This window comes from Pseudoalteromonas agarivorans (assembly GCF_024518735.1).
GTDB lineage: Bacteria > Pseudomonadota > Gammaproteobacteria > Enterobacterales > Alteromonadaceae > Pseudoalteromonas > Pseudoalteromonas atlantica.
On the sequence record NZ_JANIGJ010000007.1, the window covers coordinates 103838 to 124190 of the forward strand.

Genomic DNA, 20353 nt, shown 5'->3' on the forward strand with positions numbered 1-20353 from the left:
GTTGAACCAGAATACGTGAATTGATTGCAAACAAAAAGGGCTAAACGTTGTGTTTAACCCTTTGTGTGATTAGTGGCGGAAGTGGCGCATGCCGGTAAATACCATCGCCATGCCAGCTTCGTCAGCGGCGGCGATAACTTCTTCATCGCGCATTGAACCACCCGGTTGAATAACCGCGGTAATACCAGCGGCTGCGGCTGCGTCTATACCATCACGGAATGGGAAAAACGCATCTGATGCCATTACAGAGCCAGGTACTTCTAGGTTTTCATCAGCGGCTTTTATACCCGCTATTTTAGCTGAGTAAACACGGCTCATTTGGCCTGCGCCTACGCCAATGGTCATACCGTCGCGGGCATATACAATCGCGTTTGATTTAACAAACTTAGCCACTTTCCAGCAAAATAGTAAATCTTTAAGTTCTTGCTCAGAAGGTTGGCGCTTAGATACGACTTTTAAATCGCCTTGGGTAACCATGCCTAGGTCGCGGTCTTGTACTAAAACACCGCCGTTAACGCGTTTAATATCGTGGCCAGTTGCTTTGCCACTCCATTGACCACACGCTAATAAGCGTACGTTCTTTTTCGCTTCAACAATTTTTGCTGCTTCGCTTGAAACGCTAGGAGCAATAATTACTTCAACAAATTGACGCTCTACAATGGCTTGTGCTGTTGCAGCGTCAAGCTCGCGGTTAAAGGCAATAATGCCACCAAACGCTGAGGTTGGATCTGTTTTAAAGGCGCGGTCGTAAGCACTAAGAATATCTTCGCCAATTGAAACGCCACACGGGTTTGCGTGTTTAACAATAACACATGCAGGTACATCAAATTCTTTAACACACTCAAGTGCTGCGTCGGTATCTGCAATGTTATTAAACGACAGGGCTTTACCTTGTAGCTGAGTAGCTGTTGCAACAGACGCTTCGCTTACGTTGTTTTCAACATAAAAAGCAGCATCTTGATGTGAGTTTTCACCGTAACGCATATCTTGCTTTTTAGTGAACTGCATATTGATAGTGCGTGGGAATTTAGTCTCTTCAGCGGCTTCTTCAGTGTAATCAGGTACCATTTTGCCAAAGTAGTTAGCAATCATGCCATCGTACTGAGCTGTGTGCTCATACGCGGCAATGGCTAAATCAAAACGTGTTTTGTACGTTGTTGAGCCATTGTTGCTTTGCATTTCGCTAATAACGCGCTCGTAATCGTTTGCGTTTACCACGATGGTGACGTCTTTGTGGTTTTTAGCGGCTGCACGAACCATGGTAGGTCCGCCAATATCAATGTTTTCAATAGCATCTTCAAGGCTGCAGTTTTCTTGAGCGACAGTATTCGCAAAGGGGTATAAGTTAACTACAACAATATCGATAGCAGAGATGTTGTTATCTGCCATTACGCTTTCATCTTGTCCGCGACGCGCTAAAATACCGCCGTGAATTTTAGGATGAAGGGTTTTTACGCGACCATCCATGATTTCAGGATGACCTGTGTGATCTGATACTTCAGTCACTTTTATGCCGTTATCAGCAAGGAGTTTGCAGGTACCGCCAGTTGATAAAATATCTACACCTTGCGCTTCTAGTGCGCGGGCAAATTCAACAATACCGGTTTTATCAGACACACTTAATAGTGCGCGACGAATAGGACGATGAGTATCCATTGTAGTTTAATTTCCTCAGTTAATGAGCTAGCTTAGAAGCGGGCATTTTAACTGATTACTACTCAAAAAACGACTTATAAAGCGCCAATAAGCGTGAGCATTTTGCAACATCTATACTAAATTGTGCGCATAAAAAAAGCACCCTAAGGTGCTTTTTTTGCATGATACCAATTGTATTGGATTAGTAAGCAGTTATAACGATAGAAAAACAAGTCTATAACAAGGCAAAAATTTTACAGTGTAGTTATTCTACATAAGAAATTTTTAACGCCGTTATGGGCTTGTTTAGCTCGTTAGCATGCTTACGCTTTCAATATAATTGGTATTAGTTCATGCCGTATTTTTTAAGCTTTTTACGTAAAGTACCACGGTTGATACCTAGTAAAATTGCCGCACGAGTTTGGTTTCCACGTGTGTATGTCATTACTTCTTCAAGTAATGGCGCTTCTAGCTCTGAAAGAACAAGGTCGTAAACGTCTTGCACATCTTGACCGTTAAGCTGCTTTAAATAGTGGTGAACAGCTTTTTTTACTGCATCACGCAATGGCTGCGGTTTCTCGTGTGACTGAACATGAGGGTTTGTGATAAATGGAGAAGTCACGTTTTGTTCGAACATTATTTAATCTCTTTCTTTCTTAGTTAGCTGCTAGTGTTTTAAAGTATTGCGTTAATGCGTCAACCTGTGCTTGTGGGTTGTCGAGCGCATTAAATACTCGCCTAAACTGACCGTCACTGTCATGGGTTTGCAAATACCAAGATACATGTTTGCGAGCGATTCGCGCTCCCATTGGCTCGCCGTAAAACGCATGGAGGTTATCTAAATGCTCCATTAAAATACTTCGCACCTCTGAAATAGCAGGTGGTGGTAAGTGTTCTCCAGTTCGCAAATAGTGGTCTATCTCCCTAAATATCCAAGGGCGACCTTGGGCGGCTCGGCCAATCATGATGGCATCTGCACCCGTATAGTCCAAAACCTGCTTTGCTTTTTCTGGAGATGTAATATCACCATTAGCAACCACAGGTATCGACACTGAGCGTTTTATATCCCTAATCGTGGCATATTCTGCTTCACCTTTGTACATACATGCGCGTGTACGCCCATGTACGGCAAGTGACGCAATGCCATAACGCTCAGCTATTCTCGCAATCTCTACACCATTACGGTTGTCCTGATCCCATCCTGTACGGATTTTAAGTGTGACCGGGATATCAACAGCGTTAACCACTGCATCAACTATCTCTTCCACAAGTTCAGGAAACTGTAATAATGCAGAGCCTGCGAGTTTCTTGTTCACTTTTTTTGCTGGGCACCCCATATTGATATCTATGATCTGTGCACCGTTAGCAACATTGAATTGTGCGGCCTGCGCCATAAGCTCAGGATCAGCTCCTGCAATTTGCACCGCGCGTATACCCGACTCACCGCTGTGATCCATACGGTTCATCGATTTTTCAGTTTTCCAAACCTTCGGGTTTGACGATAACATTTCAGACACGGCCAAGCCTGCGCCTAAGCGGCGGCAAAGCTGTCTAAATGGTCTGTCTGTAATACCTGCCATTGGCGCGACTATTACATTATTCTCAAGTTGGTATGAACCGATACGCACTGTATTCAATAGGCCTCTTTTCAAGGGGCGCTAAGTTTACGGTTTTTTTAGGAAAAATCAAAGGCTATAAATTGAACAAAAGTGACTTTTTTTTGCCCTTTTCGTATTGACTTTTGATAACCGCATGACAAGTGGGTCGATTTGTTTGAAATTTAAACAAAAAATAATTTTGTGAAATTATGCGTGCTAATTTTCTAACTGTAAAAAAATAGTAAAGCCTGTTAAATACAGGCTTTACATGCAAGTTTTGAGTTAAAACTCTAAATTTATAAATGTACGCTGCTAGCTATTTTTTGTACCGCTTACACGAGTCCAATCACCCTCTAGTGCAATATCGTCAAGCTCAATAAACGGTGCGTAAATATCGGCAACCGATTGGGCTTGTTCTTCTAATATGCCCGACATAGCAATTTTGCCACCCGGTTTAAGTAATCCCAAAATTACACTGTGAAGCTCACGCAGCGGCTGCGCTAAAATATTAGCGACTACAATATCAGCACTAAACTCAGGTTGGTTTTCTGGTAGGTATACCTCAAGCTTATCGGCTACGCCATTACGCTGTGCGTTATCTAAGCTTGCTTCAAGTGCTTGCGGGTCAATATCAATACCAATCATGCGCTCTGCGCCAAGTTTAATGGCTGCAATGCCTAAAATGCCCGATCCACAACCAAAATCAACCACTGTTTTGCCGGTTAGGTCTTGGCTTTCTAGCCATTTAAGGCACAGTGCCGTTGTTGCATGCGTACCCGTACCAAATGCAAGGCCTGGGTCGAGCAATACATTGACTGCATCTGGGTCTGGAATGTCGCGCCAGCTTGGGCATATCCACAGTTTTTCGCCGAACTGGATTGGGTGAAAGTTATCCATCCACTCACGTTCCCAGTCTTTATCTTCTAGTTGCTCAATTTTGTATACCAGTGTGTCTTTAATTTCATCATGACGCTTAAGTAATGCAATTACCGCGTTCATATCATGATTAGCTTCAAATAGACCAATTACAGTGGTATCGGCCCAAAACTCAACGGTGCCAATTTTAGGCTCATAAATAGGGGTGTCTTTAGCGTCAATAAAAGTAACAGAGGCGCTGCCTGCCTCCATTAATAAGTCACTCACTGCATCTGCGGTAGCAGCATTGGCATTGATACGGATTTGGATCCAAGCCATGGTTGTTTCCTTTAAATAGAAAAAAGGCCGCTACAGCGGCCTTTTTAGTTTATATGAAGCGCTAAATTATTTAGCGTCTAAAAAGCTTTTTAGTAAATCAGAGCGAGAAGGGTGGCGTAATTTACGCAGTGCTTTCGCTTCTATTTGACGAATACGCTCACGTGTTACGTCAAACTGTTTACCTACTTCTTCTAAGGTGTGGTCGGTATTCATATCAATACCAAAGCGCATACGAAGTACTTTAGCTTCACGGGCTGTAAGGCCTGCTAGCACGTCGTTTGTTGCGCCACGAAGAGATTCCATTGTTGCCGAGTCGATTGGCGAATCAATAGTGGTATCTTCGATAAAGTCACCTAAGTGCGAATCTTCATCATCACCGATTGGTGTTTCCATCGAAATTGGCTCTTTGGCAATTTTAAGTACCTTACGGATTTTATCCTCAGGCATCATCATGCGTTCTGCTAATTCTTCAGGATTTGGCTCACGACCCATTTCTTGTAACATTTGACGAGAGATACGGTTAAGTTTATTAATCGTTTCTATCATATGTACTGGAATACGGATTGTTCTTGCTTGGTCAGCAATTGAGCGGGTAATCGCTTGGCGAATCCACCACGTAGCATAAGTCGAGAACTTATAACCACGGCGGTATTCAAACTTATCTACCGCTTTCATCAAGCCAATGTTACCTTCTTGGATTAAATCTAAGAACTGTAAACCACGGTTTGTGTATTTTTTAGCAATTGAGATTACAAGACGTAAGTTAGCTTCAACCATTTCTTTTTTCGCACGGCGCGCTTTTGCTTCACCAATGCTCATACGACGGTTAATGTCTTTGATACGCTCAATGCTTAAGCCTGTGCTTTCTTCAATTACACATAGCTTTTGAATGCAACGAATAATTTCAGGCTTCACTTCTTCAAGTTTAGCTGAATGTTTTTCGTTAGCATTTATTTCTAGGTCTAGCCACGCTGAGTCAGTTTCGTTATTAGCAAAGTGCTTAATAAACGTTTTCTTAGGTAGCTTAGCAATTTGTACCGCTTGTTTCATGATAAGGCGTTCTTGAATACGCACTCTATCCATCATTTCACGCATGTTGTTAACCATGCGATCAAACTGTTTTGGTACTAATTTAAAGGTTCTGAAAAGCTCGCCAATTTCAAAAATAGCGGCTTGAGAATCTGGGTGCGAACGCCCTTTTTCATCAAAGGTAGCGCGAGCTTTAACGTATAAATCACGTAAGTTTTCAAAGTGAATACGGGCTTCTTCTGGATCTGGGCCTGTATCTACTTCTTCTTCGTCTTCATCGTCATCACTGTCTTTGTCATCTTCATCATCGTCTTCATCAAGTTGTTCTTCACTTAATTCAGAGCCAATGTGAGTTGCTGAGATTTGCGCTTCGTCTTCGTTAGGGTCGAAAAAGCCTGAAATAATGTCGCTTAAGCGCATTTCTTCTGCTTCAAACTTATCCCACTGTTCAAGTAGGTAAGTAATCGCTTCAGGGTATTCGGCAACAGAAATTTGTACCTGGTTGATACCTTCTTCAATACGCTTAGCGATTACAATTTCGCCTTCACGTGTAAGAAGTTCAACAGTACCCATTTCACGCATATACATGCGCACTGGGTCAGTTGTACGGCCAATTTCTTTTTCTACAGTTGCAAGGGCTGCAGCAGCAGCTTCTGCTGCGTCTTCGTCTGTCGTGGTTTCTTGCATCATTAATTCATCAGCATCAGGCGCGTTTTCGCTAACCTTGATACCCATGTCATTAATCATGCTAATGATATCTTCTACTTGATCTGAGTCGATTATGTCTTGTGGAAGGTGATCATTTACTTCAGCAAAAGTTAAGTAGCCTTGCTCTTTACCTTTTTGAATCAGAAGTTTTAATTGTGACTGAGGAGTTGGATCCATAGAGATTGTTTCTTCCACTCTGATAAGTTGATACAACAGGCGTCATCATAGAGTTAGCCTTTTAACTAACTTTAATAATGTGACGCAGTGAATAGCACAGTATAACAGTTTAAATCAAGTCTGACTAGCTGTTACTCGCTTTTAGCGCTGTCATAAGTAAATGACATTCTAGTTTTTCATCACTTGATAAGCCCTGTGTCTTGTCCTTTATTAATAGGGTCTCTAGTCGATAATTTAAACACTGATCTTCAATAAATTTAAAAGTATTTTGAAAAACAGTCTCTAAACGCTCATCACTAATTTGGTGCTGCCATGTGGCAAGCTTTACTAGCGGTTCGTAATCCTCGGAATCTCTAAATGATTCGAGTAAAACCGCTGTGTTAGCATTGTCTTTTTGCAGTGCGCGCTCTTGTAAGCGCAGTAGCAAACCAATACCCGCTATGTTCATTTGCGCCAATTCTGGCAAATGGGGCACACTTTTAGCTAACTGTGGGTGCTGAATTAAAATACCAATAGCTTGGCGCATTGGGGTAATTTTAAATTTTCGCTCAACAGCGTGTTGTTGCTTTGGTGTTTTTAAGCGGCTATTTAGCTGCTCACGCGTACGGCCAATTAATCGCCCTAACTGCTCTAAAATATTTTCTTGGTAAAATTCACTCGGAATTTTTTCAATTAACGGCAAAGCGGCACTTAATAGCTTCGCTTTGCCTGAGTCGAGTGTTAGGTCTACTTCTTGGCTAAGCTTATTAAATAAAACTTTGGTAAAATCATCTGCTTGGCTTAAGCGTTGCTCAAACTGTGTTTTACCTTCTTGCTGAACCAGTGAATCAGGGTCTTCGCCGTCAGGTAAAAATACAAAGTGTAATGCTTTGCCATCGTTTAAGTAGGGCAGGGCATTTTCTAGTGCTCGCCATGCAGCGTCGCGGCCAGCTCTGTCGCCATCGTAACAACAAATAACTTTGTCGGTGGTTCTAAATAGCGTATGCATATGCTCGCTTGTTGTTGCGGTGCCAAGCGCAGCTACGGCATATTCAATACCTTGCTCTGCAAGTGCAACTACATCCATGTAACCTTCTACAATAAGTACATGTTCAAGCTTTTTATGTGCTTGTTTTGCCTCATAAAGGCCATATAGCTCAAAGCCTTTATGAAAAATGCGGGTCTCTGGTGAGTTGAGGTATTTTGGCCCTTGGTCGGCTTGCATTACACGCCCGCCAAAGGCGATAACACGGCCACGTTTATCACGAATAGGGAACATTAACCGATCGCGGAAAAAATCAAACTGCCTACCTGGTGTTTTTTCGGAGGCGAGCTTAAGCTCGACCAACTGTTCTTTTTGCTCTTTTGTTCGGCCAAGTTGTTGGCACAGCGCTTCCCATTCGCTCGGCGCATAACCAATCATAAACTTTTTAACGGTTTCGCCACTTAAACCACGCCCTTTTACATAATCAATCACCGCAGCAGAGTTACTGTGGTGCTTTAATTGATGCTGGTAAAAGCGTGCTGTGTGTAACATTAAATCGTAATCTGAGCGCTTTTGCGCTGCTGTGCGCTCAGGTGCTGAGCTACTGCCTTTCTCGCGAGGTACGTCTAAATTTAAAAGGCTTGCAAGCTCTTCTATGGCATCAACAAATTCAAGCTTGTCGTATTCCATAACAAACGAAATAGCGTTGCCATTAGCACCACAGCCAAAGCAGTGGTAAAACTGTTTATCTTGAGAAACAGTAAACGAGGGAGATTTTTCGTTGTGGAAAGGGCAGCAAGCTTGGTAGTCTTTGCCTGCTTTTTTAAGACCAACTTTAGAGTCTATTAGCTCTACAATATCTGTTCTGGCGAGTAAATCGTCAATAAAATTTCGTGGGATCTTTCCAGCCATGTTTTGTAAGTAGTCCTAACAATTGGTGAGGTGTAATTTCAACACAATGCGCGCATTTATAAAAGGGGTATCGGTAAGCTAAAAAGTTACATTATATCCATGGGCAATAATACTTAATCATTTTCAGGTGCTAAACCTGACGCTAACAGCGTACAAAGCTAGGATATTGAAGGTAGAGCAGTGCAGGCGCAGTAAGTGATAGCCCTAAATAACCCATTTTACCTAGCCCTCAATGTGCTTTTGTAGTTACACAATAAATCACTTAATTACATGCACGAGCATTACTTAAAAGCGTTTTGTTTGTCTACTTAAACGAAGAAACCGAGCACTAGGCTCGGTTTGCTTTAATCATACTTTGTGTATGTGGGAGTATTAGGCTGTTAATCGTTGCTTAATTAAACCAGAAAGCTTGCCCATATCGGCACGTCCTTCGGCTTTGCTTTTGATTATGCCCATTACTTTACCCATGTCTTGCATACCTGCTGCATTAGTATCAGCAATAGCCGCATCAATAAGGGCAACTATTTCTTCTTCACTCAATTGTTGAGGTAAAAAAGTTTCTAGTGCTGCGATCTCATTGGCTTCAATTTCGGCTAAATCTTCACGCCCAGCATCTTTGTACTGAGTGTAAGAATCACGACGTTGTTTAACAAGCTTCACTATAACGGAGGTAATACCTGCGTCGTCTAGTGTTATTTGCTCGTCAATCTCACGTTGCTTGATTGCGGCAAGTACCATGCGAATAGGGTTAAGACGTTGTTTGTCTTTCGCTCTCATCGCATCTTTTTGCGCATCTTTTAGCGTTATTAAAAGGCTCATTTATACAAGACCTAATACTATTAGTATAATTTAACGCGACGTGCGTTATCGCGAGAAAGCTTCTTCATGTGACGCTTAACCGCTGCAGCTTTTTTACGCTTACGCTCAGCTGTTGGCTTTTCATAGTGCTCGCGACGACGAACTTCTGAAAGGATACCTGCTTTTTCACATGAACGCTTGAAGCGACGAAGTGCTACGTCAAACGGTTCGTTCTCTCTTACTTTAATTACTGGCATTAAAAATTCACCTACCTAAATTATGAGCGTTGCTCAAGTTGATCAAACATTGATCAAGTGGTTCAAAAATGGTGCGGTATTGTAATCCGAAGCAACACCACATGTAAAGGATAATATTAACAGAAATGCAGCGGCTTAAATAGTGTTAATTTGGCTGGCGTTGGTATAGCCTGCAGAATACTTGTCCTGCTTTTTTTTCTTTAATTAACAGCCAGTTATCTGGTTGTGAAAAGCTGCTTAGTTCGGTTTCTACCTCAACATAAATGAGCGCGTCTTCGCTAAGCCATTGGTTATTTTCTAATAAATCACAGCTACTTTGCGCTAAGTTTTTACGAAATGGTGGGTCAACAAAAACTAAATTAAATGGTGAATTTGTATTCTTTTGCTCTAAATATGAGAGTGAATTAGTGTGTTTTACCTGTGCATTTTCAAGCTTTAAGGTACTAATATTTTGCTCAATTTGCTTAGCAGCCGAGGCATCTAGTTCGATAAACGTGGTGCTTTTAGCAAACCGAGAAAGCGCTTCAAAGCCAAGCCCGCCAGAGCCTGCAAAGCAATCGAGTACTGTTGCATCGCGCGTATCTTGCATTAACCAATTAAACACGGTTTCTTTAATGCGGTCTGTTGTTGGGCGTAGCCCTTCTACATTTTTTACCGGCAGTTTACGGCCACGAAATTGCCCGCTGATTACTCTAATAAAGCCGTCAGTAGATTTGCTAATTGCTTTATTTTTCGTTGTTTTTTTTCTCATTTAGGTCACTAAAAAATGGTATAAGGGATCTAGCTCAGATAATATTGTGCGTAGTTTACGTTTAGCTTCATTTTTCAACCGCATTAAAAGTGTTACTATTTAGCACTTACGTTTTGAACGGTTGTTTGGCCGGCACGCTTTGCTGAGCCACACCAAGCTATTTCAAATTTTAGTTTATCAGATTTTTATAAGTGGTTATTAGCAAGTATGGCAAAAAAAAGTAAATTCATGTCTTGGCTCGGTTTTGGTAAGTCAGATAAAAAACAAGCAGAAGCTGATAAACAACAGGCATTAGCTCAGCAACAAGAAGCTGAGCGCTTAGCGGCAGAAAAGGCTGAAGCAGAGCGTGAAGAACAAGCGCGTATTGCTGCTGAAAAAGCACAAGCAGAGCGTTTAGCAATTGAAAAGGCTAATGCAGAGTTGCTTGCAAAAGAACAAGCCGAAGCACAGGCGCAACAACAAGCACAAGCTGCACGTTTAGCTGAGCAAGAAGCGCAAATGCGTTTAGAGCAAGAGCGCATGGCTGCACAGCGAGCTGAGCAACAACGTTTAGACACAGAGCGTGAGCAAGCTGAGCAAGATGAAAAATTAGCAATTGAAAAAGCCAACGCTGAGTTGCTTGCGAAAGAGCAAGCTGAAGCACAGGTACAACAACAAGCACAAGCCGCTCGTTTAGCAGAGCAAGAAGCGCAAATGCGTTTAGAGCAAGAGCGTGTTGCAGCAGAAAAAGCTGAAGCTGATCGCTTAGAACAAGATCGTATTGTACAAGAACAAGCAGAAGCCGAACGTGCAGAGCAAGAGCGTATTGCTGCAGAAGCGGAAGCTGAGCGTTTAGAGCAACAGCGAATTGCCACAGAACAAGCAGAAGCTGAACGTGCAGAGCAAGAGCGTATTGCTGCAGAAGCAGAAGCTGAGCGTTTAGAGCAACAGCGAATTGCCGCAGAGCAAGCAGAAGCTGAACGTGTAGAGCAAGAGCGAATTGCCGCAGAGCAAGCAGAAGCTGAACGTGTAGAGCAAGAGCGTATTGCCGCAGAGCAAGCAGAAGCTGAGCGTATAGAGCAGCAGCGTATTGCAGCAGAGCAAGCAGAGGCCGAGCGTGCAGAGCAAGAACGTATTGCACAAGAACAAGCAGAAGCTGAACGTGCAGAGCAAGAACGTATTGCAGCAGAGGCCGAAGCTGATCGTTTAGAGCAAGAGCGCATTACGGCAGAGCTTGCAAAAGAAGAAGCTAAACTTGCCGAAAAGCCTAAAAAAGAAGGCTTTTTTTCACGTCTTAAAAAAGGGTTATTAAAAACCCGTGTAAATATAGGCTCTGGCTTTGCATCTATTTTTAGTGGTAAAAAAATAGATGATGATTTATTTGAAGATTTAGAAACACAGCTTCTTACCGCCGATTTAGGTGTTGATACCACCATGAAGCTGATTGATAGCCTTACTGATGCCGCCGATCGCAAGCAGCTTAAAGATGGCGATGCGCTTTATGACTTAATGAAGCAAGAAATGGCCGCAATGCTTAAAACAGCTGAGCAACCGCTTGAGATACATGCTGATAAAAAACCATTTGTTATATTAATGGTCGGTGTAAACGGCGTAGGTAAAACGACAACCATTGGTAAGTTAGCTAAGCAATTTCAAAATGAAGGTAAGTCGGTTATGTTGGCCGCAGGTGATACCTTTCGTGCAGCAGCCGTAGAGCAACTGCAAGTGTGGGGCGAGCGTAACAGCATTCCTGTTATTGCCCAGCACACTGGTGCAGATAGTGCCTCGGTGGTGTTTGATGCATTTCAAGCCGCTAAAGCGCGTAATGTAGATGTATTAATTGCTGATACAGCAGGGCGCTTGCAAAATAAAGATAACTTAATGCAAGAGCTTGAAAAAATAGCCCGCGTAATGAAGAAAATTGACCCTGATGCACCGCATGAAGTTATGCTAACCATTGATGCGGGTACAGGTCAAAATGCAATTAGCCAAGTAAACTTATTTAATCAATGTGTTGGTTTAACCGGTATTACCCTCTCAAAACTTGATGGTACTGCTAAAGGTGGGGTTATATTTGCGGTTGCAGATAAATTTAATATTCCTATTCGTTACATTGGTGTTGGCGAAGGTATTGATGATTTACGCGCATTTAAAAGCGATGACTTTATTGACGCTTTATTTAGCCAAGATGAGGATGACGCTTAATACATAAAAGGGAGCTTGCTCCCTTTTTTGGTCTGTTTATCTTTTGAGATTAAACATGCGCTGCCCTTTGGGCTATTTCTTTTTATTGCTAGGTTTTACTTAGTCCTCTGGGCTATAAACCTTGCGCCGCGATTAAATAGGCTCTAGGCAAAGCAAATTTCAATCCTGAAAGGTCAACAGGCCCTAGCTAAGGAATTCCATTTTACTAATTTGGGACTGGCATAATAAAAAATGATAAATTTTCAGCAAGTAAGTAAAACCTATCCGGGTGGGCATCGCGCTCTCGAAAAAGTTACATTTCATATTAAGCCTGGCGAATTGGCTTTTTTAACAGGCCACAGTGGTGCGGGTAAAAGTACCTTATTAAAGCTCATTAGCTTAATGGAGCGCCCCTCTGCAGGCAACGTGCTAATTAATGGTGTTGATTTAAATAAAGTTAATTCTCGGCAAATTCCTTATGCGCGCCGCGATATTGGTATTATTTTTCAAAATCATCGTTTGTTAGAGCGTTACACTGTGTTTGATAACGTTGCACTGCCGTTGATTATTGAAGGCACTCATCATAAACAAATCGCTAAACGAGTTCATGGTGCACTAGATAAAGTAGGGCTGTTAGATAAAGTTAAATGTCATCCTTCTACACTCTCAGGTGGTGAGCAGCAACGCGTAGGTATTGCCAGAGCGATTGTAAATTCTCCGCCTATTTTATTAGCTGATGAACCAACGGGTAACCTTGACCCCGAGCTCTCTATGGAAATATTAAGGCTATTTGAAGATTTTAATAAACACGGTACGACAGTACTTATAGCAACACACGATCTAGGTCTGGTGTCGCGTTTAAAATACCTTAGCCTGACTTTAAAAGATGGCCGTATGCTTGAAGACCCACTTGCGGAGGGCACGCTGTGAGCTTGTTATTTAAAGGACGCCAAAACTCAAACGACAAACAAAAAAAATCAGCCATAGCTGGCGGTTATTTTTTTATTATTAATATTTTTCGTCAAGGGGTGCACAGTTTAGGTGAAATGTGGCGTACGCCACTTGCATCATTAATGACAATTGCTGTACTTGGGCTAAGTTTAACATTGCCTGCAACGCTGTATTTAGTTGTAAAAAATGTACAGCAAGTCAGTAGCGGGTTTGAAGAAGCCAGTGAAATATCGCTTTTTGTAAAAGAAAGTATGAGCGAGCAAGAAACACAAACCTTAGTAAAGCGTTTAGCACTTTACGCCGAGGTAGAAAGTGTTGAATTTATTTCTAAGCAGCAAGCACTAACAGAATTTAAAGATGTGTCGGGGTTTGGGCAAGCTTTAGAATACCTAGAAAGCAACCCACTACCCGATGTTGTATTAGTGACACCTACTAAGCGGCATCGCCAGCCTAATGCAGCTAAAGCGCTGCTTACAAAGCTTGAGAACGAGCGCGAAGTAGATTTTGGTAAGCTTGATATTGCTTGGCTTGAGCGCCTAAATGCATTATTAGACTTATTAAAAGAAAGCGTTATCACAATTGCTTTATTACTTCTTACCTCTGTCACGCTTATTATTGGTAATACGATTCGTTTATCGATTATGGATAAAAAGGAAGAAATACAAGTAATGAAGTTAGTAGGTGCTACCAATACGTTTATACACGCTCCGTTTTTGTGGACCGGCATTTGGTATGGCGTTATTGGGGGCTTGTTTGCATTTATTTGTATTGCCTTAATGATGTGGTGGTTAACTAGCGCAGTAAGCAGCGTTGCAGGCGTGTATCAAACAAGCTTTTCGTTAATTGGTTTAACGCTTAATGAGTTTGGCGCATTAGTATTACTAGCAACCAGCTTAGGCTTTATTGGTTCTTACTTATCGGTAAACCGATATATTAAAGAAATTGAGCCTGATAAAGTATAAGTACGGCTGCTAATGGCTGACTCAAAAATGTCATGTTTGTATATTATTATCCTCAAATGAGATTAGTTGTAAATGCGCTGTTACGCTTGCGCTAATCTCTTGCAATCCCTTAGTTCATCACTTATTCAGTCGCATGTAGTAGACTTAACATACACTAAAAAACCGCTTGATTTACGCTTAAAAAAAGTTTTAAATTGGGGTTAGCACTCTTAGAGAAAGAGTGCTAAGATGGTTTCAAATGTTTATCACCGAGGTGAAAAATGAGTAAAGATTTATACGCAATGGCACTTACAGTTGGGCAACAAAGCGCAAGCATGGACGGCTACCTTCAAGCGGTTAGCACAATTCCTATGCTTAAGGCTGAGCAAGAGAAAGAGCTAGCAACACGACTTCAAGAAGAAGGCGATCTTAGTGCTGCAAAGCAACTCATTATGTCGCATTTACGCTTTGTAGCACATATTGCTAAAAGCTACTCGGGTTATGGTTTACCGCAAGCCGACTTAATCCAAGAGGGCAATATAGGCCTGATGAAAGCGGTTAAGCGTTTCGACCCGAGTGTGGGTGTACGTTTAGTGTCTTTCGCTGTTCATTGGATTAAAGCAGAAATTCATGAGTTTGTGCTTAAAAACTGGCGCATCGTAAAAGTTGCGACCACTAAAGCGCAACGTAAATTGTTTTTTAACCTTCGTAAAAACAAAAAACGTTTAGGTTGGTTTAACCAAGCTGAAGTAAGCACTGTAGCGAATGAGCTAGGTGTGAGTGAAAAAGAAGTTCGTGAAATGGAATCGCGCATGAGCGGCCAAGACATGGGCTTTGACTTAACGGGCGACGATAACGACGACGCACCAACAAGTACATATTCACCAGTACAATATTTAACAGACGGCTCAGCTGATTTAGCTGACGATATTGAGCAGCAACAATGGCAAGAGCAGTCTCATACTCGTTTATTTAGCGCGCTTAAAACGCTAGACGAACGCTCACAAGACATTGTAAGTGCACGCTGGTTGTCTGATGACAAAGCAACACTACAAGAGCTTGCTGAAAAATATAGTGTATCTGCTGAGCGTGTTCGCCAGCTAGAAAAAACAGCGATGAAAAAGCTGCAAAGTGCTATGAGCTAATAGCGCAAAAATAGTAAAACTTAAAAAGCCCTGCATTAATATGCGGGGCTTTTGCTTTGTGGCTGTAAGTATTTTAATCAACGTTTTAGCTACTTAATATTGTTTTTGTTAGCTTAGTTGTATGGCTTAAATATACTTAAAATACCGCCTAAAGCTATCTAGCGTTGATCCCTTTACCTTGCGCCTGCGCTAATTGTATATATTTTTTATGCACTAGTTGCGATACCGGAACTAACTCAAAGCCTTGCTCGGTGAGCTCAGGTAGCGCTTGGCGTAAAAAGTCGATGGTTTCTGGGTAGGGGTGGGCAATCGCTATGGCAAAGTGATGTTTAGTCGCTTTATATTTTAGCTCATCCAGCCTTTGCTGCAGTTGCTCATGCGTGGTTATATTGTCTAAAAACACATGGCGGCCTATATTTTCAACCCCGATAAAATTTGCCGCATTTTGCGCTTGGCTTAAGTCGGTAGTACGGCTATCTAAAAAGAATAAATTACGTTTTTTAAGTACTTCCATAGTCCACTTCATGGCTTGGCTTTGTTGAGTGAGAGCCGACCCCATATGGTTATTAACCCCTTTTACTTGCGGTAAGCTTGCCAATGCGGTGCCTAAAGTTTTTTGTAGCTGTTCTTTATCCATATTTACAGTGAGCCCGCCAGGGCCGAGTGCTTTACCGTTTAAGGCTTGCATAGGTACATGCAATAAAAGCTCTTTATTTGCTTGGCTGGCAAGCGTGGCAAAAATTTGAGAGTAGGGTGTGTGGGGCAAAATTGAATACGACAATTGCCCTGGTAAGGTAAGAAATTCTAAATCTCGCTGATGATAGCCAATATCATCAATTACGATGGCTATTTGCTTTGCCCAAGTAGCGCTAGATACAAAGCAGATAGCCAACAACAGCCATTTTATTATTTTCACGTTTATAGTTTTTATTATCTTTTTAATTTATTAAGGGTATTTAATCTCAGCGCCGGGTAATAAAGCTATCTCAGCAGCCATTTTTAGCGCTAACTGCGTTGAATTTACTTAAAACTTATTGCTAGAGAATAGCAGAATTTAATAGTGTTAATATTTATTCTGTTATTAAATCACTTACCTAGAGTTCAGATTATTTACTATTGCATGCTAAGTAATTGCTTAGCTTTTACTAACTGCAAGTCGCCCAGTATTTCATGTTCAAATTGTGGTGCATTTTTGTTCTGCTCATTTTTTATTATAACGGCTTTATTTGATTGTGGAAGTGTTGCTTGCGCAATTGCTACATCGGGGGTAACTCCTACGCCTTCAATCGATACGCCCGCAGGTGTAAAGTACTTAGCAGTTGTTAATTTTAGCGCTGTATTACCATCACCGAGTGGGATCAAAGATTGCACCGATCCTTTGCCATAAGACTGATTACCAACCACTGTAGCGCGCTGATTGTCTTTTAAAGCAGCGGCGAGTATTTCTGCCGCAGAGGCCGAATTTTCATTAATAAGCACCACAATAGGCAAGCCTTTAAGTATGTCGCCTCGTTTGGCGTAGTAGGCTTGGTTAGCGTCGTAATAGCGCCCTTTAGTAGTAACTATAGTACCGCTTTGTAGAAATAGATCCGCTACCGCCACTGCGCTTTGTAAAGTACCACCTGGGTTGTCACGTAAATCAATGACTAACCCTTTAAGGGGCGTGCGATAATCATTTTTAAGTGCAGCTACCTGCAGCGCCACTTCATGTAAGGTGTGATTAGAAAAATTATTTATGGCTAAATACCCAGTGCCTGAGTCGAGTAATTGGCTAGTGGCGCTTTCTAAGTTTATTTCTTTGCGATTTACCGCAAAGCTGATTGGTTGCTGCTGCCCTGCGCGCTTTATTGTTAGTTTAACCGCGTTAAAGCGGGTATCTTTTATCAACGCGGCTACTTGCTCTAAGCTACGTGTTTGCGTGTTTGTATCATTAACACTAACTATAATATCGCCCGCTAAAATACCGGCCTTTTTGGCTGGGGAGTTTTTAACTACACCGACAATAGTAATGTCACTGTCAATGTCTTTTACTTCAATGCCTACGCCAGTGTAATGGCCATTTGTATTGTTAAACAAAGCGTCTAAGTCATTTTCATTGAGGTATTTAGAATAAGGGTCTAGCTGGTCTAGTAAAATTTCAACTTGCTGATTATTAAAGGCACCCTGCGCACCTTTTGAAAGTGATAAGTCATCAACATAATAGGCTTTAATATTGAAGAGAATTTCAGAAATTTGCTGACTTTTAAGATCTTTAACTGAGCTGGCAAGTAATGAATTGCTAAAACAAAAAATAGCAATACAGGTCAATGCGCACAATAAAAACGAATAGCGCGTACGGGAAGAGGGAAATGAGCGTGGTTGTGGTATTTTTTGAGTCATCAGCTGCTCCTAATGCGGTGCAGCTGTTTTATTCACTTAAATACGTCTGCACCATTTAACAGGATTTACTGCGCGTCCTTTGTGGCGTATTTCAAAGTATAGACCAGAACTCGACTGTCCGCCGCTTTGACCTACTAATGCCAGCGTTTCGCCTTCTCGAACCATGTCGCCCACATCTTTTAATAATGTTTGCGCATGGCCGTATAGGCTCATAAAGCCCTCACCATGATCAACCACAATAACCCAGCCAAAGCCTTTAAGCCAATCAGCAAAAACAACTTGGCCATTATTAATACTGTTTACATTAGTGCCTTCTTTTGCACCAATTAACACGCCTTTCCAGTCTATGCCGCCATGTTTGCGCTGACCAAATGTGTGTTTTAGCTTTCCTTTGCTGGGCCAATTAAGCTTGCCTTTACTTTTATTAAGGCCGAGTAATTCAATTTTTTGAGTCTTCTCTTGCTCAAGTTCTTCAATGGTGGTGATTAATGTTTGCTCGTTGTCTTTTAAGTAATTAATCGAGCTTTTAGTGCTATTGAGCTGTGCTTGTAAGTTTTTAAGGTTAGTTTGGCGCTCGCTTTGGGCGTTTACTAGCGCGCTTTGGCGTCTTTTTTGTTCTTCAAATAAGACGGCTAATTTTTGTTTGGTTTTGGCAAGTGCGGCTTGGTTTTCTGAAATTTGTTGTTGTAGTACTTTAAGCTCTTCAATTTGCTCTATGCGCGCTTTATTTAAATAGTTGTAATAGCTTAATGTACGCTCAAATTTAGCTGTGTCTTGCTGGTTTAAAAGCATTTTGGGGTAGTCGTCGCCCCCAGCCATGTAAGCACTTTTTAGCTGGGCAGCTAAAATGGCTTGAAATTGCGCATGTTGAGCTTTTAATTGCTGTGCTTTTTGTTGCTGTGCTTGTTGTTTTTGCTCGGTTTCTTTTACTGATTGCTCAGCCATATTGAGGGCTTTGGCATTTTTAGCTATTTCTAACTCGTGTTTTTTTAAGTTTTTTTGCAGTGCGGCAATTTTTTTTCGCTGTGCATTGTACTCTGCTTGGCTTTGCTCTAATGCAGATTGCACTTCAGATAGGTCTTTTTTAGTGCGGTTTTCGTTAGCAGTTGCAGGTGCAACCACTAACGAAACCAATACAAATGTATAAACACTAAACCAATTTACTGGTTTGCTCATGTGTTATTTCAACGTCATGATTGGCGTGCCGGTCATTTCGCTTGGTTGCTCCATGCCCATAAGGTGAAGCATAGTAGGTGCTACATCACTTAATGCTTTGCCTTCACTTGGCGTTGCATCGCGTCCTACATAAATAAATGGCACTGGCTCGCTAGTGTGAGCGGTATGAGCTTGGCCCGTGGCAGTATTTGCCATTTGCTCTGCATTACCGTGATCGGCTGTGATAAGCGCTTCACCACCAAACTCATCTAGGGCTTCTACCACGCGGCCTATACATGCATCAACAGCTTCACAGGCTTTAACCGCGGCTTCAAACACACCAGAGTGACCCACCATATCGCCATTCGGGTAATTACAAATAATGGCATCAAACTTACCGCTTTTAATAGCTTCAATAAGTTTGTCGGTTAGCATTTCTGAATTCATTTCTGGCTGAAGGTCGTAAGTGGCAACCTGTGGAGAAGGAATTAATTCGCGTGATTCGCCTTCAAATTCATCTTCGCGTCCGCCACTAAAGAAAAACGTAACATGAGCGTATTTTTCTGTTTCAGAAATACGTAGCTGCGTTTTGCCATTTTTTTCAAGCCATTCACCTAATACGTTTACCAATGGCGTAGGCCCAAATGCGACAGGGGCATCAATATCGGCTGAGTATTCTGTCATCATTACAAATGCGCTTAACTGTGGTGATTTTTTCTTTTCGAACCCATCAAAGCCTGGCTCTACAAAGGCACGGGTAATTTCACGGGCACGGTCGGCTCTAAAATTAGCAAAGATGATGGTGTCGCCATCATTTATTTGTGCTGCTTCAGTGCCTTGTGGCGTGATGGTGGTTGGAGCTACAAATTCATCGTTTTCGTCGCGCTCATAGGCGGCTTCTAATGCCGATACACCATCAGCATAATTAAATTCGCCTTCACCTAATGCCATTACATTGTAGGCTTTTTCTACACGGTTCCAACGGTTGTCTCTGTCCATGGCGTAATAACGCCCCACAAGAGAAGCTAAGCGGCCACAATTTAGCTCGGCAAATAAGGCTTCTATACGCTCTATTGATGCTTTAGCACTGCGTGGTGGTGTATCACGGCCATCTAAAAAGCCATGAAAATATACTTCTTTTGCACCGCGTTTAGCGGCTAATTGAATACTCGCGACAATATGATCTTCGTGGCTGTGAACACCACCTGGGCTTAATAAACCCATAATATGCACGGCTTTGCCTGCAGCGACTGCTTTATCGATGTTTTCAACAAGTGCAGGAGTTGAGTCAAATTCGCCATCGTTGATTGCTTTGGTAATGCGAGTAAAGTCTTGATAAACAACACGACCAGCACCTAAATTTACATGGCCTACTTCTGAGTTACCCATTTGCCCTTCAGGTAAGCCTACATCTAAACCTGAGCCTGAAATTAATGTGCGTGGACGGGTTGCCCATAGGTTGTCTAAAACGGGGGTGTTGGCCGCAAGAATCGCATTGCTTTGCTCATCTTCGCGGTATCCCCAACCGTCTAAAATCATTAATACCAGTGGTTTTTTATGCTCTGTCATAATAGCTCCTGAAAATTAGCACCTGTT

General features: G+C 42.0%; 17 protein-coding genes. 4 read left to right on the plus strand and 13 right to left on the minus strand.

Translation table 11 applies throughout. The features are described from left to right. Positions 1–69: 69 nt before the first annotated feature. The 9 genes from purH to rsmD all read right to left on the minus strand — a co-directional run bounded on the left by purH (position 70) and on the right by rsmD (position 10023). Positions 70–1656 carry a bifunctional phosphoribosylaminoimidazolecarboxamide formyltransferase/IMP cyclohydrolase gene (gene purH, locus NQT65_RS13565; RefSeq protein WP_004588631.1) on the minus strand — a complete coding sequence of 529 codons (1587 nt, stop codon included), beginning with the start codon at positions 1654–1656 and terminating at the stop codon, positions 70–72. A 325-nt stretch (positions 1657–1981) separates the two neighbouring features. After that, on the minus strand, positions 1982–2272 hold the full coding sequence (fis, locus tag NQT65_RS13570; RefSeq protein WP_002957804.1) for a DNA-binding transcriptional regulator Fis: 291 nt from the start codon (positions 2270–2272) through the stop codon (positions 1982–1984). Between the two features lie 19 nt (positions 2273–2291). After that, the gene (gene dusB / locus NQT65_RS13575) at positions 2292–3263 is read right to left on the minus strand and encodes a tRNA dihydrouridine synthase DusB (RefSeq protein WP_004588630.1); all 972 of its coding nucleotides are present in this window, start codon (positions 3261–3263) and stop codon (positions 2292–2294) included. A 282-nt stretch (positions 3264–3545) separates the two neighbouring features. Continuing rightward, complete coding sequence (prmA, locus tag NQT65_RS13580) at positions 3546–4427, minus strand: 50S ribosomal protein L11 methyltransferase (RefSeq protein WP_004588629.1); 882 nt, start codon at positions 4425–4427, stop codon at positions 3546–3548. A gap of 66 nt (positions 4428–4493) precedes the next feature. Then, positions 4494–6341, minus strand: coding sequence for an RNA polymerase sigma factor RpoD (rpoD, locus tag NQT65_RS13585; protein WP_054983281.1), 1848 nt, complete (start codon positions 6339–6341; stop codon positions 4494–4496). Between the two features lie 124 nt (positions 6342–6465). Further along, entirely contained in the window at positions 6466–8217 is a 1752-nt protein-coding gene (gene dnaG / locus NQT65_RS13590; RefSeq protein WP_024031414.1) for a DNA primase, read from the minus strand. Between the two features lie 372 nt (positions 8218–8589). Beyond that, positions 8590–9036: a GatB/YqeY domain-containing protein gene (locus NQT65_RS13595; RefSeq protein ID WP_004588626.1), complete on the minus strand. Its 447-nt coding sequence runs from the start codon at positions 9034–9036 to the stop codon at positions 8590–8592. Positions 9037–9056: 20 nt separating this feature from the next. After that, positions 9057–9272, minus strand: a complete 216-nt coding sequence (rpsU, locus tag NQT65_RS13600) for a 30S ribosomal protein S21 (RefSeq protein ID WP_002957797.1) — start codon at positions 9270–9272, stop codon at positions 9057–9059. A 145-nt stretch (positions 9273–9417) separates the two neighbouring features. Then, positions 9418–10023, minus strand: a complete 606-nt coding sequence (gene rsmD, locus NQT65_RS13605) for a 16S rRNA (guanine(966)-N(2))-methyltransferase RsmD (RefSeq protein WP_004588625.1) — start codon at positions 10021–10023, stop codon at positions 9418–9420. A 207-nt stretch (positions 10024–10230) separates the two neighbouring features. Here rsmD and ftsY point away from each other — a divergent pair, with 207 nt between their 5' ends. The 4 genes from ftsY to rpoH all read left to right on the plus strand — a co-directional run bounded on the left by ftsY (position 10231) and on the right by rpoH (position 15223). Continuing rightward, positions 10231–12207: a signal recognition particle-docking protein FtsY gene (ftsY, locus tag NQT65_RS13610; RefSeq protein ID WP_256851385.1), complete on the plus strand. Its 1977-nt coding sequence runs from the start codon at positions 10231–10233 to the stop codon at positions 12205–12207. Between the two features lie 231 nt (positions 12208–12438). After that, positions 12439–13116 carry a cell division ATP-binding protein FtsE gene (ftsE, locus tag NQT65_RS13615; protein ID WP_256851386.1) on the plus strand — a complete coding sequence of 226 codons (678 nt, stop codon included), beginning with the start codon at positions 12439–12441 and terminating at the stop codon, positions 13114–13116. Further along, positions 13113–14099, plus strand: coding sequence for a permease-like cell division protein FtsX (ftsX, locus tag NQT65_RS13620; RefSeq protein ID WP_256851387.1), 987 nt, complete (start codon positions 13113–13115; stop codon positions 14097–14099). The genes ftsE and ftsX overlap by 4 nt, the downstream gene beginning before the upstream one ends. A gap of 260 nt (positions 14100–14359) precedes the next feature. Next, complete coding sequence (rpoH, locus tag NQT65_RS13625; RefSeq protein WP_004588621.1) at positions 14360–15223, plus strand: RNA polymerase sigma factor RpoH; 864 nt, start codon at positions 14360–14362, stop codon at positions 15221–15223. 154 nt (positions 15224–15377) lie between these two features. Here rpoH and NQT65_RS13630 read toward each other — a convergent pair whose 3' ends face one another. The 4 genes from NQT65_RS13630 to gpmM all read right to left on the minus strand — a co-directional run bounded on the left by NQT65_RS13630 (position 15378) and on the right by gpmM (position 20326). Beyond that, positions 15378–16139 (minus strand): divergent polysaccharide deacetylase family protein, encoded by a 762-nt coding sequence (locus tag NQT65_RS13630; RefSeq protein ID WP_256851388.1) that lies wholly within the window; start codon positions 16137–16139, stop codon positions 15378–15380. A 197-nt stretch (positions 16140–16336) separates the two neighbouring features. Next, positions 16337–17602 (minus strand): S41 family peptidase, encoded by a 1266-nt coding sequence (locus tag NQT65_RS13635; protein WP_256846212.1) that lies wholly within the window; start codon positions 17600–17602, stop codon positions 16337–16339. A 36-nt stretch (positions 17603–17638) separates the two neighbouring features. Then, positions 17639–18778 carry a murein hydrolase activator EnvC family protein gene (locus NQT65_RS13640; protein ID WP_256851389.1) on the minus strand — a complete coding sequence of 380 codons (1140 nt, stop codon included), beginning with the start codon at positions 18776–18778 and terminating at the stop codon, positions 17639–17641. A gap of 3 nt (positions 18779–18781) precedes the next feature. Beyond that, a complete protein-coding gene (gpmM, locus tag NQT65_RS13645) occupies positions 18782–20326 on the minus strand; it encodes a 2,3-bisphosphoglycerate-independent phosphoglycerate mutase (protein WP_004588617.1) in 1545 nt (514 codons plus the stop codon). Between the last annotated feature and the right edge of the window lie 27 nt (positions 20327–20353).

What these genes read in the sequence shown, in the direction of transcription:
- prmA (WP_004588629.1), bottom strand. Translation starts at nt 4,427, where the DNA reads ATGGCTTGGATCCAAATCCGTATCAATGCCAATGCTGCTACCGCAGAT.
- NQT65_RS13635 (WP_256846212.1), bottom strand. Translation starts at nt 17,602, where the DNA reads ATGACTCAAAAAATACCACAACCACGCTCATTTCCCTCTTCCCGTACG.
- fis (WP_002957804.1), bottom strand. Translation starts at nt 2,272, where the DNA reads ATGTTCGAACAAAACGTGACTTCTCCATTTATCACAAACCCTCATGTT.
- rsmD (WP_004588625.1), bottom strand. Translation starts at nt 10,023, where the DNA reads ATGAGAAAAAAAACAACGAAAAATAAAGCAATTAGCAAATCTACTGAC.
- gpmM (WP_004588617.1), bottom strand. Translation starts at nt 20,326, where the DNA reads ATGACAGAGCATAAAAAACCACTGGTATTAATGATTTTAGACGGTTGG.
- rpoD (WP_054983281.1), bottom strand. Translation starts at nt 6,341, where the DNA reads ATGGATCCAACTCCTCAGTCACAATTAAAACTTCTGATTCAAAAAGGT.
- rpsU (WP_002957797.1), bottom strand. Translation starts at nt 9,272, where the DNA reads ATGCCAGTAATTAAAGTAAGAGAGAACGAACCGTTTGACGTAGCACTT.
- ftsE (WP_256851386.1), top strand. Translation starts at nt 12,439, where the DNA reads ATGATAAATTTTCAGCAAGTAAGTAAAACCTATCCGGGTGGGCATCGC.
- NQT65_RS13640 (WP_256851389.1), bottom strand. Translation starts at nt 18,778, where the DNA reads ATGAGCAAACCAGTAAATTGGTTTAGTGTTTATACATTTGTATTGGTT.
- purH (WP_004588631.1), bottom strand. Translation starts at nt 1,656, where the DNA reads ATGGATACTCATCGTCCTATTCGTCGCGCACTATTAAGTGTGTCTGAT.
- dnaG (WP_024031414.1), bottom strand. Translation starts at nt 8,217, where the DNA reads ATGGCTGGAAAGATCCCACGAAATTTTATTGACGATTTACTCGCCAGA.
- NQT65_RS13595 (WP_004588626.1), bottom strand. Translation starts at nt 9,036, where the DNA reads ATGAGCCTTTTAATAACGCTAAAAGATGCGCAAAAAGATGCGATGAGA.
- rpoH (WP_004588621.1), top strand. Translation starts at nt 14,360, where the DNA reads ATGAGTAAAGATTTATACGCAATGGCACTTACAGTTGGGCAACAAAGC.
- ftsY (WP_256851385.1), top strand. Translation starts at nt 10,231, where the DNA reads ATGGCAAAAAAAAGTAAATTCATGTCTTGGCTCGGTTTTGGTAAGTCA.